Here is a 15,452-nt window from a genome sequence, read left to right on the forward strand (position 1 = left end):
GGCGGGAGTTCGTTCGGGTGGCTGGGGTTGTCGCGTTAGGCGTGTTGACGTAGGGCCTCTGTGATGGCGGCCAGGCGCTGTGGGGAGGCCAGGCCGGCGTGGTACAGGTGAAACTCGGTCGCGCCTGCCTTGGCGTACGTACGGAGTTGGTCGGCCAGGGCCGCGGCGTCGGCCGGACGAGGGGGCAGGGTCAGGACATAGGCGCCGATTCGCTGGCCAGGGGTGGACAGGTCCTTGAGCTGGGCGAGGCGGGCGGCGTCCGTGGCGGGGTCGCCCCAGCAGTTGGCCACCAGCACGTCTGCTCCCGGTTCGCCTGACGGCAGTGGTGCGAAGGCGCCTGCTGCCCAGGGGTTCGGGTTGGCGTGCAGGGTGATGGGGGTGTTGGGGGCGGTGCTGCGGGCGACGGCGATCAGGCGGTGGCGGAGAGAGCCGGACAGGTCTACGCGGATGGCGCGGACCTCGTCGGTCAGCTCGCCGAGAGCCTGTTCGATCGTGAGTGGGTGAGTGCTGGGAGCCGTGGTGCCGGCTGTGGTGTTGGTGCCGGCCGTTGTGGCGCCGGCCGTGGTGTTGGTGCCGGCTGTTGTGGTGCCGGCCGTGGTGGTGTCGGTCGTTGTGGCGCCGGCCGTGGTGCTAGTGCTGGCCGTGGTGGCGCTGGCCATGGTGTTGCCCGCCGTGGTGGTGCCGATCGTGGTGCTGCTGCCGATCGTGGTGCTGGTGCTGGTGCTGGTGCTGGTGCTGGTGCTGGCAGTGGTGGTGCCGGTCGTGGGGGCTGGGGTGGGTTGCGCGGGGTGGGCGCGGTCGATGGTGGCGCGGACTCTGTCTCGGGTGCCTGCGGGGTAGCGGTCGGCGCAGGCAGTACAGAAGCACAGGGAGAGGAGGTCCGAGTCGGCGGGTGTCCAGTCCGCACCGGAGGTCTTCTCGTGGACGCTCTGGTGGCCGAAGCCCATGGGGCCGCAGGCCTCCAGGATGAGGCCGTCCGGCTCGCCTACCGTGAGGATCTCCTTGACCAGGAGTTCGCAGTACTCCAGGACGTCCTCGTGGGCGGGGCAGAGCGCGTACGGGTACGGGTCGCCGAAGGCGTTGCGTACGACCAGGTCGGGATTCGCGGTGCCCAGGTGGGAGTTGTGAGTCAGGACGGTCCAGGCGTGCACCTGGAGGCCGACCGCTTTCAGAGCGTCTCGGGCCTGGAGGTACGCGTCCTCCGGGGTCCAGGTGGGGGTCGCGGGGACCAGGCGGGACCAGGACGCCGGGCGGATCGGCAGGTAGAAGGCCGGATAGGGAACGTCGAGTACGCGATGGGACGGGTGGTAAGGCGTGGCCGCTCTCGTCGAGTGGTAGCTCGCTGCCAGAGCTACCGCCTCCACCCCGAGGCCGGCCAGGCGGTCGGGGGCGGAGGGGTCGCCGACGATGTCCCAGGGGTAGACGTAGGCCACGTTCACCAGCGCGGTCTCCTTGCGGAAAAGGTGGGCTCGAAGCGTTGCATGTAACTCGTGTCGTCGCGGGCGGAGATCCCGCACTTCTCGTACTGCTCGTTCATGACGGCCAGCGCGTCACGGTCGAGCTCGACGCCGAGGCCGGGGCCGGTGGGCACGGGGACGGCGCCGTTCACGAAGCGCAGGACGCCGGGCGCCACCACGTCCTGGCCGTCCTGCCAGGGGGTGTGCGTGTCGCACGCGAACGTGAGGTTCGGTGTGGCGGCGGCCAAATGGGTCATGGCGGCCAGGCTGATCCCGAGATGGGAGTTGGAGTGCATGGACAGCGCCAGGCCGAATGTGTCGCACAAGGTGGCGACGTGCGCGGAACGTACGAGACCGCCCCAGTAGTGGTGGTCCAGGAGGAGTACGCCGATCGCGCGGGATGCGATGGCGGGAGGGAGGTGTTCATGGGTGACCACGCACATGTTCGTGGCGAGCGGCATGGGGACGGCGGCGGCCACTTCCGCCATGCCGGAAATGCCGGGAGTGGGGTCCTCCAGGTATTGGAGGGTGCCTTCCAGTTCCTGGCCCACGCGGATCGACGTCTCGACCGTCCAGGCGGCATTCGGGTCCAGGCGGAGGGGAACCCCAGGGAATGCCTCGTGAAGCGCGCGGGTTGCGGCTATTTCCTGGTCGGGAGGGAAAACTCCGCCTTTGAGCTTGATGGACTCGAAGCCGTATTCCTTGATGAGGAGGGAAGCTTGTTCTACGAGACCCGATTCGTCCAAGGCTGCGCCGAACCGGTCGGGGTCCTGGCCGGGGTGGCCCGCCCACTTGTAGAAGAGGTACGCGCTGTACGGCACCGCATCCCGGACACGGCCGCCCAAGAGGTCGCTCACCGGGACACCGGCCGCCTTGCCCCGGATGTCGAGGCAGGCCACCTCGAAGGGGGAGAAGACCCGGTCGATGCTCTTCTCCTTGGTGGCGGCACCGGTCAGTCCGTGCAGGTCGGTCACCGTGTGACCAACGATCGCGCTGATCCGGGCGTACATCGTGTTCGTGGCGTGCACGTCGAGGCCGATCAGGGCCTGCGCGCACTCGCGTATCTTGCCCAGGTGCCCGAGGTCTCCATAGGTCTCTCCCAACCCGGTCAGGCCCTCATCGGTGACGACCTCGACAATGGTACGGAGGGCCCACGGCTCGTGGACTCCGGCGGCGTTCAGAAGCGGCGGATCCCGGAAGGCGACAGGGGTGACGTGGATCTGTCTGATGATCATTTAGACCGCCGTCCAGATATGTGAACAATAGCCAGATTTGTGGACAAGTTGCCGCAACTGTAAGAATCAAGCTGAAGAAGTGTCAAGCTCGGAAGGGCCTTTCGATGATCTACGGACACGACCCCAGGACCGGCGGGACCGTTGGCGCCGCACTGCCGGAGACCGACAGTGCCGGGGTCGACTTGATCGTTTCCGCCGCGGCCGCCGCCGGCTCTGCCTGGCGGGCGACTCCGGCGGCTGAGCGGGCGCTCGCGCTCGAGGCCGTCGCCGACGCGCTCACCGCGCACGTGGACGAGCTGTGGCAGCTCGCCGACCAGGAGACCGCGCTCGGCGAGGTACGGCTGCGCGGCGAGGTCGCGCGTACGGCGGGACAGTTCCGGCTCTTCGCCCAGGTCCTCAGGGACGGCGGTTACGTCGAGGCCATCATCGATCATGCGGATGCCTCGCTCGCGCCGCCGCGGCCCGACGTGCGGCGGATGAAGCACGCGCTGCCTGGCGTCGTCGCCGTGTTCGCGGCCAGCAACTTCCCGTTCGCGTTCTCGGTGGCCGGTGGTGACACGGCGTCCGCGCTGGCAGCGGGATGCCCGGTGGTCGTCAAGGCGCACCCCGGGCACCCGAACACCTCCGAGCGGGTGGCGAAGATCGTTCGTGACGCGCTCCCGTACCCCGACCTGCTGGGTCTGGTGCAGGGCATGCAGGCGGGGATCGATCTGGTGCAGCACCCCGGAGTGGTCGCGGCCGGGTTCACCGGGTCCGTGGCCGGGGGCAAGGCGATCCAGCGCCTGATCGACGAGCGGGAGGTGCCGATCCCGTTCTACGGCGAGCTGGGCAGCGTCAACCCCGTCGTCGTGCTGCCCTCCGCGCCGGCCAAGGACGTGGCCACGGGGTTCGCCGGGTCGCTGACGCTGGGGGTCGGGCAGTTCTGCACGAACCCCGGGCTCATGTTCGTGCCCGAGGGCGACGAGCTGCGCAAGGCCCTGGCCGAGGCGGTCGAGGGGACCAGCGGTGGCCCCATGCTGGCCGAGCGGATCAGGGACGGGTACGTCGGCGGTGTCGAGCGGCTGGGCGAGCTGCAGCTGCTGGCCGAGGGCAAGCCCGGGGAGGGGAGCTGGGCGGTCACGCCCAAGGTGTTCACCGCCGATCTGGACACGTTCGAGGAGAAGCTGCCGCGGATCGCCGAGGAGTGCTTCGGGCCGGCGTCGATCGTGGTGACGTATCGGGAAATTTCCGACTTGCGGCCCGTGCTTGAGCGGCTGGAAGGGTCGCTGACCGCGACCGTCCACGGCACCGATCCTGAGGAGGCCGGCGAGGTCGTCGAGGTGCTCGGGAGGAAGGCCGGCCGGCTCATCTGGAACGGGTGGCCGACCGGGGTGGCCGTGTGCTGGGCGATGCAGCACGGCGGTCCTTGGCCTGCCGCGACCACGACGTCCACCTCTGTCGGGGCGACGGCGATCGATCGGTGGCTGGCGCCCACGGCGTACCAGGACTGGCCGGAGGCGCTGCTGCCGGACGAGCTCAAGGACGACAACCCGCTGTCCGTTCCGCGGAGGGTTGACGGTCGTCTGGAGGCGTGAGCGGGTCACTCCCGAAGCGGACGTGATGGTGGTCGCGGGCTGACGGGGCTCGTGGCGATGGGTTCGTGCGGCTGACTGGCCGGCTGTGAGGCTGGCTGGTCGGTCGTGGGCCGAGGGGGCGGCCATTGGCGCTGGCGTGGCGATGGCGCTGGCGTGGCGATGGCGCTGGCAATGGGGCTGGCAATGGGGCTGGCAATGGGGCTGGCGTGGCGATGGGGCTGGGCTCGGTTGCCTCGGGTGGGGTCGGGTGTCGGCCCGGGTGCGAGCCAGGTGTCGGCTTCGGGGTGAGGTGGGGGTGGGGTTGGGCGCCGGCCCTGGGTGGGGTTGAGCGTCGGTGCTGGAGTGAAGGTCAGGCGTTGGCATGGGCCGGGCGCTGCGTCCCGACGCGGTCATACTGCGATCCGTGACCCTTCAAGAGGTACGTGTCCACCACCGCACCGGGCAATGGTGCCCCGGCGTCCGGACAGGCGACAACATCGTGGCCTACGACGTCGAGATCCTTCCCCCGTGGCGGGTTCCCGGCCGCCCCACGACCGATCGCTGCTTCGTCATCGCCGACGAAGGGATACAGCTCCGAAGGCCGGTCACCTTCGTCGACGCCCTCGAAGGCGGTTGGTACGTCGACCTGGTCGAACTGGAGGAGGCGGCCCCGAAGCGGCTGGTGGTCCACGACCTCTACGTGGACATCGTCGTGCCCCCGATCAGCCGGCGCTACGAAGTCCTGGACCTCGACGAGCTCGCTGACGCGCTGCAGGACGGCGCCATCGATGCCGCCACCGCGGTCAGGGTTCTGCGCAATGCCCAGCGCTTCATCGACAAGCACCTGCGCAACCTGAACCAGGACCCGCCGAGCTCGTGGCCGGACTTCCCGCCGGCAGCCATTCTGAACCTGGCTGAGCTGCCGCCCTTCGACGTCAGCCGAGGCTGAATCAACCGGCTATGGCCAGGCCGGTGGTGATGATGCGCTCCAGGGAGGCCGTGTGCTCGGGGGTCGGGTCCAGCAGGGGTGGGCGTACGCCTCCGACCTCCGCCCCCCGCAACCGCGCCCCCGCCTTCACCAGCGAGACCGCGTAGCCGGGTACGAGATCGCGGAGCTCCACCAGCGGGAGGTAGAAGTCGGTCAGCAGCCGCTGCGTCAGCACCTCGTCCCCGCCCGTCACCGCCTTGTAGAAGGCCAGGGAGATCTCGGGCGCGAAGGCGAACACCGCGCTCGAGTACAGGTTGACGCCGAGGCCGCGGTAGGCGGGGACGGTCAGTTCGGCGGTGGGGAGGCCGTTGAAGAAGGTGAAATCCTTGCCGGTGGACCGGCGGACGGTGAGGATGATCCGTTGCAGCAGGTCGAAGTCCCCCAGGCCGTCCTTGAAGCCGACGACGTTGGGCAGCTCGGCGAGTTCGGCGACGGCTGAGGGGGTGAAGCGGGCGGTGCCGCGCTGGTAGATGATGATCGGCAGGTCGACGGTCGCGGCCACCTCGCGTACGTACCGCACCAGGCCCGCGGGCGGGCCGCTGACCAGGTACGGAGGCATGAGCAGCAGCCCGTCGGCGCCCTGGGCGGCGGCCGCGCGGGCGATGGCCCTGGCGGCGGGCAGCGGGCCGCCGGCGCCGGCGAAGACGGGGACGCGGCCCGCGGTGGAGGCGACGGAGACGCCCACCACCCGGGTGTACTCGTCGAGGCCGAGGGCGTTGAACTCACCGGTGCCGCACGCGGCGAACACTCCTCCCGCTCCCGCCGCGACTCCGTCGGCGACGTGCCGGGCCAGCACGGGTTCGGCGAGGTCGCCATCGGATCCGAAGGGGGTCACCGGGAAGAAGAGAACACCATCCAGCCGCATCGACGGTCCTTTCTAGCGGATGCCCTCCCTGCGCAGGGTGGCAGCCAGCTTGCGGGTGTGTTTGATCGCCGCCTCGGTGATCCGCTCGACCTCGGCGGGCGCCAGCCTCGCGGGCATCGAGCAGCTGATCGCGTCCGTGGCCGGGATGCGGTAGTCGACCGCCACGGCCACGCAGGCAAGGCCGGGGGTGCCCTGCTCGCGTTCGTACGCCCAGCCGCGGGTGCGGACCTGGTCGAGCTCGCCGGTCAGTTTGTTCAGGTCGGTGATGGTGCGGTCGGTGAGCGAGGACAGCGGGTCGGGCAGGATGGCCATGACCTCGTCGTCGGTGAGCTGGGCGAGCAGCACCTGGCCGAGCGCCGTGACGTGGGCGGGCAGGCGCCGGCCCACCCTGGGGATCACGTGGTCGGCCTCGCGTGACTCGCGGGTGGCCAGGTAGAGCACGTGCGCGCCGTCCCGGCGGGCGAAATGGGCGGTCTGGCCGATCTCTGCCCGCAGGTCCTCCAAGGTCTCCTGCGCGAACGGCAGCGCGGGATCCTTGTCGAGGTACGCGGTGCCGGTGAGCAGCGCGTGCGGCCCGATCCCGAACGCGGACCTGGCCGAGTCGGTCTCGACCCAGTTGAGCTCGACCAGCGTCCGCATGAGGGCATGAAGGCTGCTGCGCGGGAACCCGGTGCGCTGCTGGAGCTCCGACAGCGTCAGGCTGTCGTGCGAATCGGCCAGGGCCTCCAGGATGCGCACCGTCCGCTCCGCGGACTTGACCAGCTGAGGCTCCATACTCAATCCCCTCTACTGCTGCGGGTTGACATCCAGGATATGGGATAGCGTCCAGATACATGGACACTTAACCCTTGATGGCGCCGCTTGTCAGACCGCGCATGAACTGCCGCTGGAAGGCCAGGAACGCGATGATCGACGGCAGCAGCGCCAGCAGCGAGGCGGCCAGCAGCACGCCGATCCCGACCTCCTCGTCGGAGCGGAGCGAACGCAGCGCGATGGGCAGCGTCCACATGCTCGACTCAGGCGCGACGATCAGGGGCAGCAGGTACTGGTCCCAGATCATCGTGAAGCCGAACACCCCGATCACGCCGAGCGCGGGACGGCACAGCGGCAGGATGATGGTGGCGAAGATCCGCATTTCCCCCGCGCCGTCGATGCGCGCGGCCTCCTCCAGTTCGACCGGCACCTCCTTCATGAACTCGGTCATGACCAGGATGGAGAAGCCCCAGGCGCCGACCGGCAGGATCATGCCCGCGTACGTGCCGATGAGGTTCACGTGCAGCAGCGGCATGTCGGCCAGCACCAGCGAGAGGGGGATCGCGATGATCTCCTCGGGGAGCATCATCGTGGTGAGCATGAGCAGCAGCACGAACGTCATGCCGCGAAACTTCTTGCGGGCCAGCGAGTACGCGGCGAAGACGCTCACCAGCATCTGCAGCAGCAGGCCGAAGCCCACGACGATGAAGGAGTTCAGCAGGTAGAGGTAGACGTTCTTCTCCTTGGCCTGGACGAAGTTCTCCAGCGTGAAGTCGTCCGGCCACAGGGAGAAGGAGGTGGGGTCGAGCGTCTTGCTGAACGCGCTGACGAGCAGCCCGACCAGCGGCCCGGTGAAAACCACCACCATAAAGCTATAAATCAGGACTTTTCCGCCGACGGCCAGAGGCCCCTTGCGCGACTCCAGCCCCAGCGCGCTGTCGAACCTCATGTCGCCTGCCTCCTGCGCAACATCTGCGCGACCAGGGTGAGCACCAGCGTGGCCAGGAACAGCACGATCCCGCCCGCCGAGGCCACGCCCAGGTCGTTCTTCTGGAACCCGAGCTTGTAGATCAGCGTCATCAGCACCTCGGACGACCCGTTCGGACCGCCGTTCGTCAGGACGTACACCTCGACGAAGACCCGCAGCCCGCGGATGGCGGCCAGCGTGAACAGGATCCAGAACACCGGCCGCAGGGCGGGCAGCGTGATGTGCCGCAGCCGGTGCCAGGTGGAGGCGCCGTCAACGGCCGCGGCCTCGTAGAGCGTGCGGTCGACGCCCACCAGCCCGGCCAGGAAGATCATCATGTCGTACGGGGTGCCGCGCCAGATGCTCATCAGCATGATCGACCACAGGGAGGAGTGCTCGCTGGCCAGCCACGGCTGGGGATCGATGCCGGCCCAGCCGATGATGACGTTCAGCATCCCGCTGTCGGCCGGGTGGAACATGATCCGCCACACCTCGGCCACGGCCGCCATCGTGGTGACGACGGGCAGGAAGGCCGCGGTGCGCACGAACCACAGGTAGCGCGCCGGCCCCTCGATGAGCAGCGCGAACCCCAGACCCAGGACGAGCGAGCCGACCGTGGTGCCCAGCGCCAGCAGGATGCTGTGCCAGATGGCCGCGGCGAAGTCGGCGTCGCTGATGATCGTCCGGTAGTTCTGCAGGCCCAGCCACTCGTCACCGAGGAACGTCTGGACCTTGAAGAAGCTCTTCCACAGGCCCACGAACATCGGGATGAACTTGAAGTACAGGAACAGCAGCAGCGCGGGCGCCAGGAACAGCCAGGTGATCAGCGGCCCCCGCCACCGCACCCGCTTGGTGCGGCGGTGGGGGGTCGCCGTACGGCTGCGCGCCTCGGTCAGTGTCGAGGTCATGACGCTTTCTGGCTCTGGAGTTCCTGGGTGAGTTTGGTGTTCAGCTGGTCCATGGCCGCCTTGACGTTGGAGGAGCAGTCGGCCCAGACCGCGTTGATGGAGTCGGCCGAGTCCTGGCGGATGGGCGCCCAGTTCGGCACGGGCGGGGCGTAGACGGCGTTCGCGTACGCGTCCTGGAACACCTTCCAGCGCGGATCCTGCCGCTCGGCGGCCATGTCGACCTGCGTGTTGACGGGCAGGCGGACGATGGCGCCGTTGGCGTCCTTGTTCATGCCGATCCTCTGGCCGTCAGGGGAGATCGCGAACTCGGCGAACTTCTTCTGCGCGTCCTGCTGGTCGGAGCCGGCCATCAGGTAGACGTTCTCGCCCTCGCCGAGGGTGCCGGGGCCGCCGGACGGGCCCTTGGGCAGGGGCAGGACCTCGATCTTGTCGGTGCCGACACTCTTGACGAACCTGGCCAGCACGTACGGACCGACCAGGTAGATGCCGCCCTGGCCCTTCTCGAACACCTCGTGCGTGACGGTCGTGTCGTTGCTGACGGCGCCGGGGTTGACGGTCTTGGTCTTGCAGAACTGGTCCTGCAGGTACTGGACGGCCTCGACGGTCTTGGGGTCGCTGACCGTGGACTGGAAGTGGCCGCCACCGGTGCTCTTGATGAAGTCTCCGCCGTTGGCGTAGATGAGGGACGAGGCGTACCAGGAGGCGTAGCCGCGTTTGGTGCCCGCCGGGATGACGAAGCCCGCCGTGTCGGCCTGGCCGTTGCCGTCGGGGTCCTTCTCGGTGAACGCCTGCGCCAGCTTGGCCAGGTCCTCCCAGGTCTTCGGCGGCTCCATGCCGACCTTCTCGCGCCAGTCCTTCCGTACGATCAGCGCGAAGGCCTGGGCGGAGAACGGGGCGGCGTAGAGCTTGCCGTCGCTGCCCGTCGCGGCCACCCACGCGCGGTCGGACAGCTTGTCGCCGCCGGCCAGCGTGGCCTTGTCGATCTCGCGCAGCCAGCCCTGCGAGTGCATGTTTCCGAGCTGGGCGGTGTCGTTGATCACAATGTCGGGAAGCTTCTTCTGGGCGGCCTGCTGGTTGAGCTTGGTCTCGAAGTCGTCGAATAGCGCGACGACTTTCGTCTTCACCCCGCTGGCCTTCGTGAATGCGTCGGCGAGTTTCACCGCCGTCTTGGCGGAGTCCGAATCGGGCGCCTGCCTGATCCAGATCTCCAGAGCGTTGTCTGAGCTTGATCCCCCGGAACCGCAGCCTGTCAGCGTTACGGCCAGGGTCGCTGTCATCGCGACCCCGAGCAGACGACGTGACATCAGACCGCCTCCCGTTCACATACGTGGACATGAGTCGTGGACTTGAACTCGTGGCTGTGAACGTAACTAGTTGCATGGTTCACGGTCAATATTCAAGGATGTGAATTTCAGCCAGAATCGTGTACACCATGAGACATGCGCATTCTTATGACCGGAGCCGCTGGAAAAGTTGGCACGCTGCTCCGCCCACGGCTCGCCCGTGACGGCCGCACTCTGCGGCTTTCCGACCTTCACCCGATCGAGCCGGGCCCCGGTGAAGAGTGGGTGACGGCCGACCTCGCCGACCCGGCCGCGGTGGCCGAGGCGATGAAGGGCGTGGACGCGGTGATCCACCTTGGCGGCCAGAGCCGGGAACATCCCTGGGCGGACATCGTGCAGGCCAACATCAACGGCACGCAAGTGCTGTTGGAGGCGGCGCGCGAGGAGGGCGTCCAGCAGTTGGTGCTCATGGGCAGCCATCACGCGGCCGGTTACCACACCCGCCCCGCTGACGGCTCCGATTTGCCCGACTACGCCTTTCCCCGGCCTGACACCTTCTACGGAGTGAGCAAGGTCGTCATGGAGGCGCTCGGGAGCCTGTACCACGACCGGTTCGGCATGAACGTCACCGTGGTCCGGCTCGGCACCTGCAACGAGGCCTCCGGCGACACGCGCGGGCTGGCCACGTGGATCTCACCTGACGACCTGACCCGGCTGGTCGAGGCGGCGCTGACCGCGCCCGGGTACCACGTGGTCTGGGGGGTCTCGGACAACGCGCGGCGGTGGTGGTCGCTGGAGGAGGCCAAGGCCATCGGGTACGAGTCCCGCGACTCCTCCGACTCCCAGGCGGCGGCGCTCATCGCCGAGCTGGGGGAGCCGGATCTTTCTGAGCCGCTCCACAACCGCGCCGGAGGGGTGTTCACCCTCAACGAGCTGGGGGGTCGCTGGTAACCCTGGTCGATTCGCGGCCGCTGCCGTACCGGGCCGGCCGCATCGCATGGGGTGAAGAGCGGAGAGGCCGGCAACCGGTTGCAAGAACCTTGACGACGGGAGGCGCGAAGGTCAAGGTTTATTCTGGCAACCGTTTGCAAGGGAGAACGACGATGGCGGCGACGATCAAGGACGTGGCCCGCGCCTGCGGCGTGCACGTCTCCACCGTGTCCCGCACCTTCTCCGCCCCCCACCTGGTCAATCCTGCCACCAGAAGCCGCGTGCTGGCCGCCGCCGACGACCTCGGTTACCGGCCCAACCGCGCCGCCAGGGCGCTCACGACCGGCCGCACGTTCAACATGGGCCTGATCGTGGCGGACATCGCCAACCCGTTCTTCCCGCCGCTCATCAAGGCCGCCCAGGCGCAGGCCAGGGGCCGCGACTACCACGTGTTCGTGGCCGACACCGACGAGGATCCGCGCGTCGAGGAGGAGCTGATCAGGACGTTCGCCAAGCAGGTGGACGGCGTCCTGCTGTGCAGCCCCCGCCTGTCGAACAAGATGATCGAACGGCTGGCCGAGGACGTGCCGTTCGTGGTGGTCAACCGGCGCATCCGGGGCATGCCCGCCGTCCTGATGAACGTCGCCCAGGGCGCCAAGCTGGCACTGGAGCACCTGGTCGGGCTGGGGCATCGCAGGATCGCGCTCGTGTCGGGCCCGATCGGCTCGTGGACCAGCAACGAGATGCAGGGCGCCGCGGCCGAGTCGCCCGGGCTCGACCTCGTCTTCTTCGGCCCCAACCAGCCCACGGAGTCGGGCGGCCTGGCGGTGGCCGCCGACGTGGCGGCCTGCGGGGCCACGGCGGTGCTGGCGTACAACGATCTCGTCGCGCTTGGCCTCATTGAGGGGCTGTCGGAGATGGGGATAGGGGTACCAGACCAGATAAGTGTGATCGGGTTCGACGACATCCTGCCGGGACGGCTCAACCGGCCCAAGCTCACCACGGTGGCCATGCCGGCCGTGGCCGCCGGGAGGATGGCCGTCGACCTGCTGCTCCAGTCGGGGGGCGAGGGCGCGACAGTGACCCTCGACACCGCCCTCATTGTCAGAGAGTCCACGGGAAGGGCCCAATCATGAACTTCGGAACGCTGCCGTCAGGGGAGAGCGTCGAGCTGGTGGAGCTGTCGTCGGGACGGCTGCGCGCCGAGGTGCTCACGTACGGCGCCATCGTGCGCTCGCTGGAGGTGTCCGGCCGCAACGTGGTCCTCGGCCTGGACACGCTGGAGGACTACCTGACCCGCAGCCGCTACTTCGGCGCGGTCGTCGGCAGGTACGGCAACCGCATCGCGAACGGCCGCTTCACCCTGGACGGCGTCGAGTACGAGCTGGCCGTCAACAACGGCACCGCCCACCTGCACGGCGGCATCGTGGGCTTCGACAAGCAGGTGTGGTCCATCGAGTCCAACGACGCCACGTCGGTGACGCTCAGGCTGATCAGCCCCGACGGCGACGAGGGCTACCCCGGCACGCTGACCGCCAGGGTGACGTACACGCTCGAGGACGACGCGCTCCGCATCGACTACGAGACGGAGACCGAGGCCCCGACCGTGGTCAACCTGACCAACCACTCCTACTTCGACCTCTCGGGCGAGGGCGACGTGCGCGACCACGTCGTGCGGATCGACGCCGACCACTACCTGCCGGTGGACGACGCCAAGATCCCCACGGGAGAGCTCGCGCCGGTCAAGGGCACGGCGTTCGACTTCACCGAGCCGCACGCGGTGGGGGAGCGCAACGACGGCGCTTACGACCACTGCTACGTCCTCGGCGGGGGCGGCGCCACGGTGACGGCCGGCGGCCTGACCATGGAGGTCACGACGACCGAGCCGGGCGTGCAGTTCTACACCGGCCACATGCTGGACGGGGACGCGACGCCGTACGGGCCCTTCGGCGGGCTGTGCCTGGAGACGCAGCACTTCCCCGACTCGCCCAACAAGCCCCAGTTCCCCTCCACCGTGCTCCGCCCGGGCACGCGGCGCACCTCGACGACCACGTACAGATTCACGTCCTGATGGGATTCAGGGCGGCGGAGGCCTTGATCACCAACAGGGCCACGTCGTCCTGCGACGGCTCGTCGGCGAACGTCTCGACCGCGTGCCGCACGCGTTCGGCCACCGCGTGGGCGCTCAGCCCCGTGCAGCCGGACAGCAGCTCGGCCAGCCCGTCGCCGTCGTCGAGCAGCCGGCCGCCGTTGCGCCGCTCGGTCACCCCGTCGGTGACGCACAGCAGCAGCTCCTCCGGCGCCAGCTCGAACGTCTCGACGTAGAACCTGGCGCCGGACTCGATGCCCAGCAGGAGCTGCGGGCTCGCCATGGGCTCGACCTTGCCGTCCCGCCGCAGCAGGAGTGGGGGAGGGTGGCCCGCGGAGGCGATCGTGCAGAGCGCGCCGCCCTGTGGCAGCGGGGTCAGCTCGCCGCACAGCAGGCTGAGGAACCTGCCCTCCTCACCCTCCTCCAGCAGCGCGTGGTTGAGCCGGTCGAAGATGTCGGCCACCGTGTAGTGCTCCTTGGCCAGCAGGCGTACGGCGTGGCGGGCGAGCCCGGTGACGGCCGCCGCCTCGGGCCCGCTGCCGCAGACGTCGCCCAGCGCGAAGCACCAGTGGTCGGCCACCGTGAACAGGTCGTAGAAGTCGCCCCCGACGTGCGCCCCCTCCTCGGCCGGCTCGTAGACGACCGCGGACTCCAGGCCGGGCATGGGCGCCACGCGCATGGGCAGCAGGCTGCGCTGCAGCACCCGGGAGGTGGTCGCCTGCCTGGCGTACAGCATGGCGGTGTGCAGGTTGAGCGCCACCAGGCGGCACAGGTCCGACAGCAGGTCGGCCAGCTCCAGCGGCAGGGTCGGCTCGGTGCGGCCGATCACCAGCGCCCCGTGCGACCGGCCCTGCGTGAGCAGCGGGAACGACAGCACGGTCTCGGGGCCGACCGGCCAGCTCACTTCGCTGAGGGCGGTGCGCGGGATGGCCGGCAGCGACTTGCGCAGGTCGGCGTTGTGGCGCTCCTCGCTGTGCCAGACGTGGGCGAGCCTGGTCATGCCCGCGAGGTCGGTCAGGTAGACGGCCGCCCAGGTGGCGATCTTGGGTACGACGAGCTGCGCGGTCAGCGCCGCGATCAGCTCCTCGTCGTGCACGCCCGCGAGCAGCTCGCCCGCCTCCGCCAGGAACGACAGCCGCCCCCGGTGCGCGCGGTCCTGCTCGGCCAGCCGCTCGCGCTGCACGGGCACGGCCACCTGGCCGGCGATGTGCTGGAGGCTGACCGTGAGCTCCTGGTCGAAGCGGTCCGGCTGGGCGGCCGTCACCACGATGTAGCCGGCCAGCTCGCCGCCGACCAGCAGCGGCGCGCACGCCAGCGACCTGGCGCGCAACTGCTGGGCCAGCTCGACGTCCACGGCGAGCAGGTCCTCGATCATCGTGGGGGTCGTGCGCTCCGCGCCGAACACGCCGGTGGCCAGCACCCCCACCAGCCCCGCCGTCGCCCCCGCGCCCGCCGCCACGCCGAACCTGTTGCCGCCTTCCGCGGCGAGCAGCACGTACGCGGCGTCGCCCCCGCTGGAGATCTGCACGACCTGGGCGATCGTGTCGAGCAGCTCGGCGAACGGCATGTCCTGGCCGAGCAGGTCCTTGATGCGCCGGCCTGCCCCGCCCAGCTGCGGCGCCGGCGGCGGCGTCAGCACGTAGCCGTGGTCGGCGGCCACCACCATCCAGATCGAGCAGCGCTGCCGCCGGGAGCGCAGGTGGGAGACGTAGACGGGGACGAGCCGGCCGTCCCGGTGCCGCATGCGCGCCTCGCCTCGCCACCGGCCCAGGCCGAGGGTGTCGGCCAGCGACAGCGCGTACGGCCCGTGGCCGCGCCAGGCCACTAACCGCTCCAGGGATCGGCCGACCGCCTGGTCGGCCCGCCAGCCGAGCAGCTTCTCGGCCTCCGGGTTCCACGACCGCACGACCCCGTCGCGGTCGGCGACGATCACGCCGACGTGCAGGGTCTCGATGGGCGCCGCGGTGGGCGGCGGCGCGGCCTCCTGGACGTCGCAGCCGTCCGAGATCTCCATGCGCACCCAGACGCGCTTGGCGGTCCTCGTGTACGTGACGCCCCAGGCGTCGGCCAGCATGCCCGCGAGCGCGAGGCCGCGCCCGGACGCACGCGTCGGCTCGGGCGCGGGCCCGGCCGCCAGGATCGTCCGCGTGGGGTGGCGGTCGTCGACCTCGATCTCCAGCTTCGGGGGGCTGGCCGTCACGTCCAGGCGGCAGGTGAGCTCGACGCCGGTGCCCGCGTGCACGACGGCGTTCGTGACGAGTTCGCTGGTCAGCAGCACGGCGTCCTCCGCCAGATGGCTCAGGCGCCATTCGCCGAGCACCTGGCGGACGAACTTGCGCGCCTGAGCCGGGGCATGGGGAGTCCCGTCGAAGGCCGTGCTCGACACCCTGGTCGTGTCCACTCTGCGTCCTAGAACATCACTCG

At 69.5% G+C, this 15,452-nt stretch carries 13 protein-coding genes; 5 read left to right on the forward strand and 8 right to left on the reverse strand.

Features of this window, described 5'->3' with window-relative positions; translation table 11 throughout:
• Positions 1-35: 35 nt before the first annotated feature.
• Together ABZX61_RS39720 and ABZX61_RS39725 are read right to left on the reverse strand one after the other, a co-directional pair.
• The gene (locus ABZX61_RS39720; RefSeq protein WP_355201639.1) at positions 36-1,439 is read right to left on the reverse strand and encodes a hypothetical protein; all 1,404 of its coding nucleotides are present in this window, start codon (positions 1,437-1,439) and stop codon (positions 36-38) included.
• Positions 1,436-2,692 (reverse strand): glucarate dehydratase family protein, encoded by a 1,257-nt coding sequence (locus ABZX61_RS39725; RefSeq protein ID WP_355201641.1) that lies wholly within the window; start codon positions 2,690-2,692, stop codon positions 1,436-1,438. Before ABZX61_RS39725 ends, ABZX61_RS39720 begins: the two co-directional genes overlap by 4 nt.
• 104 nt (positions 2,693-2,796) lie before the next feature.
• On the opposite strand from ABZX61_RS39725, the gene ABZX61_RS39730 reads away from it, so the two are divergent.
• Positions 2,797-4,266, forward strand: coding sequence for an aldehyde dehydrogenase (NADP(+)) (locus ABZX61_RS39730; protein WP_355201643.1), 1,470 nt, complete (start codon positions 2,797-2,799; stop codon positions 4,264-4,266).
• A gap of 403 nt (positions 4,267-4,669) precedes the next feature.
• Positions 4,670-5,194, forward strand: coding sequence for a DUF402 domain-containing protein (locus tag ABZX61_RS39735; RefSeq protein WP_355201644.1), 525 nt, complete (start codon positions 4,670-4,672; stop codon positions 5,192-5,194).
• A 1-nt stretch (position 5,195) separates the two neighbouring features.
• On the opposite strand, the gene ABZX61_RS39740 is transcribed toward ABZX61_RS39735, so the two are convergent.
• The 5 genes from ABZX61_RS39740 to ABZX61_RS39760 all read right to left on the reverse strand — a co-directional run bounded on the left by ABZX61_RS39740 (position 5,196) and on the right by ABZX61_RS39760 (position 10,030).
• A complete protein-coding gene (locus tag ABZX61_RS39740; RefSeq protein ID WP_355201646.1) occupies positions 5,196-6,098 on the reverse strand; it encodes a 5-dehydro-4-deoxyglucarate dehydratase in 903 nt (300 codons plus the stop codon).
• 12 nt (positions 6,099-6,110) lie between these two features.
• Positions 6,111-6,872: an IclR family transcriptional regulator gene (locus ABZX61_RS39745; RefSeq protein ID WP_350724718.1), complete on the reverse strand. Its 762-nt coding sequence runs from the start codon at positions 6,870-6,872 to the stop codon at positions 6,111-6,113.
• Positions 6,873-6,939: 67 nt separating this feature from the next.
• Complete coding sequence (locus ABZX61_RS39750; RefSeq protein ID WP_350724719.1) at positions 6,940-7,800, reverse strand: carbohydrate ABC transporter permease; 861 nt, start codon at positions 7,798-7,800, stop codon at positions 6,940-6,942.
• The gene (locus ABZX61_RS39755; RefSeq protein ID WP_355201648.1) at positions 7,797-8,726 is read right to left on the reverse strand and encodes a sugar ABC transporter permease; all 930 of its coding nucleotides are present in this window, start codon (positions 8,724-8,726) and stop codon (positions 7,797-7,799) included. The genes ABZX61_RS39750 and ABZX61_RS39755 overlap by 4 nt, the downstream gene beginning before the upstream one ends.
• Positions 8,723-10,030 (reverse strand): sugar ABC transporter substrate-binding protein, encoded by a 1,308-nt coding sequence (locus tag ABZX61_RS39760; RefSeq protein ID WP_355201649.1) that lies wholly within the window; start codon positions 10,028-10,030, stop codon positions 8,723-8,725. Before ABZX61_RS39760 ends, ABZX61_RS39755 begins: the two co-directional genes overlap by 4 nt.
• 135 nt (positions 10,031-10,165) lie before the next feature.
• On the opposite strand from ABZX61_RS39760, the gene ABZX61_RS39765 reads away from it, so the two are divergent.
• From ABZX61_RS39765 to ABZX61_RS39775, 3 genes are all read left to right on the forward strand, one after another.
• On the forward strand, positions 10,166-10,960 hold the full coding sequence (locus ABZX61_RS39765; RefSeq protein ID WP_350724725.1) for an NAD(P)-dependent oxidoreductase: 795 nt from the start codon (positions 10,166-10,168) through the stop codon (positions 10,958-10,960).
• A 152-nt stretch (positions 10,961-11,112) separates the two neighbouring features.
• Positions 11,113-12,075 carry a LacI family DNA-binding transcriptional regulator gene (locus ABZX61_RS39770; RefSeq protein WP_355201651.1) on the forward strand — a complete coding sequence of 321 codons (963 nt, stop codon included), beginning with the start codon at positions 11,113-11,115 and terminating at the stop codon, positions 12,073-12,075.
• On the forward strand, positions 12,072-13,010 hold the full coding sequence (locus ABZX61_RS39775; protein WP_355201653.1) for an aldose epimerase family protein: 939 nt from the start codon (positions 12,072-12,074) through the stop codon (positions 13,008-13,010). Before ABZX61_RS39770 ends, ABZX61_RS39775 begins: the two co-directional genes overlap by 4 nt.
• Here the strand turns inward: ABZX61_RS39775 and ABZX61_RS39780 are convergent.
• Entirely contained in the window at positions 13,000-15,429 is a 2,430-nt protein-coding gene (locus ABZX61_RS39780) for a SpoIIE family protein phosphatase (protein ID WP_355201655.1), read from the reverse strand. The genes ABZX61_RS39775 and ABZX61_RS39780 overlap by 11 nt on opposite strands.
• Positions 15,430-15,452 lie beyond the last annotated feature (23 nt).

Origin of the sequence: Nonomuraea sp. NPDC003709 (genome assembly GCF_040610775.1) — a bacterium.
Taxonomy (GTDB): domain Bacteria; phylum Actinomycetota; class Actinomycetes; order Streptosporangiales; family Streptosporangiaceae; genus Nonomuraea; species Nonomuraea angiospora_A.

Excerpts from the sequence above, each read along its gene's own strand:
- ABZX61_RS39725 (WP_355201641.1), bottom strand. The coding sequence starts at position 2,692 with ATGATCATCAGACAGATCCACGTCACCCCTGTCGCCTTCCGGGATCCG.
- ABZX61_RS39730 (WP_355201643.1), top strand. The coding sequence starts at position 2,797 with ATGATCTACGGACACGACCCCAGGACCGGCGGGACCGTTGGCGCCGCA.
- ABZX61_RS39740 (WP_355201646.1), bottom strand. The coding sequence starts at position 6,098 with ATGCGGCTGGATGGTGTTCTCTTCTTCCCGGTGACCCCCTTCGGATCC.
- ABZX61_RS39745 (WP_350724718.1), bottom strand. The coding sequence starts at position 6,872 with ATGGAGCCTCAGCTGGTCAAGTCCGCGGAGCGGACGGTGCGCATCCTG.
- ABZX61_RS39750 (WP_350724719.1), bottom strand. The coding sequence starts at position 7,800 with ATGAGGTTCGACAGCGCGCTGGGGCTGGAGTCGCGCAAGGGGCCTCTG.
- ABZX61_RS39755 (WP_355201648.1), bottom strand. The coding sequence starts at position 8,726 with ATGACCTCGACACTGACCGAGGCGCGCAGCCGTACGGCGACCCCCCAC.
- ABZX61_RS39760 (WP_355201649.1), bottom strand. The coding sequence starts at position 10,030 with ATGTCACGTCGTCTGCTCGGGGTCGCGATGACAGCGACCCTGGCCGTA.
- ABZX61_RS39765 (WP_350724725.1), top strand. The coding sequence starts at position 10,166 with ATGCGCATTCTTATGACCGGAGCCGCTGGAAAAGTTGGCACGCTGCTC.
- ABZX61_RS39770 (WP_355201651.1), top strand. The coding sequence starts at position 11,113 with ATGGCGGCGACGATCAAGGACGTGGCCCGCGCCTGCGGCGTGCACGTC.
- ABZX61_RS39775 (WP_355201653.1), top strand. The coding sequence starts at position 12,072 with ATGAACTTCGGAACGCTGCCGTCAGGGGAGAGCGTCGAGCTGGTGGAG.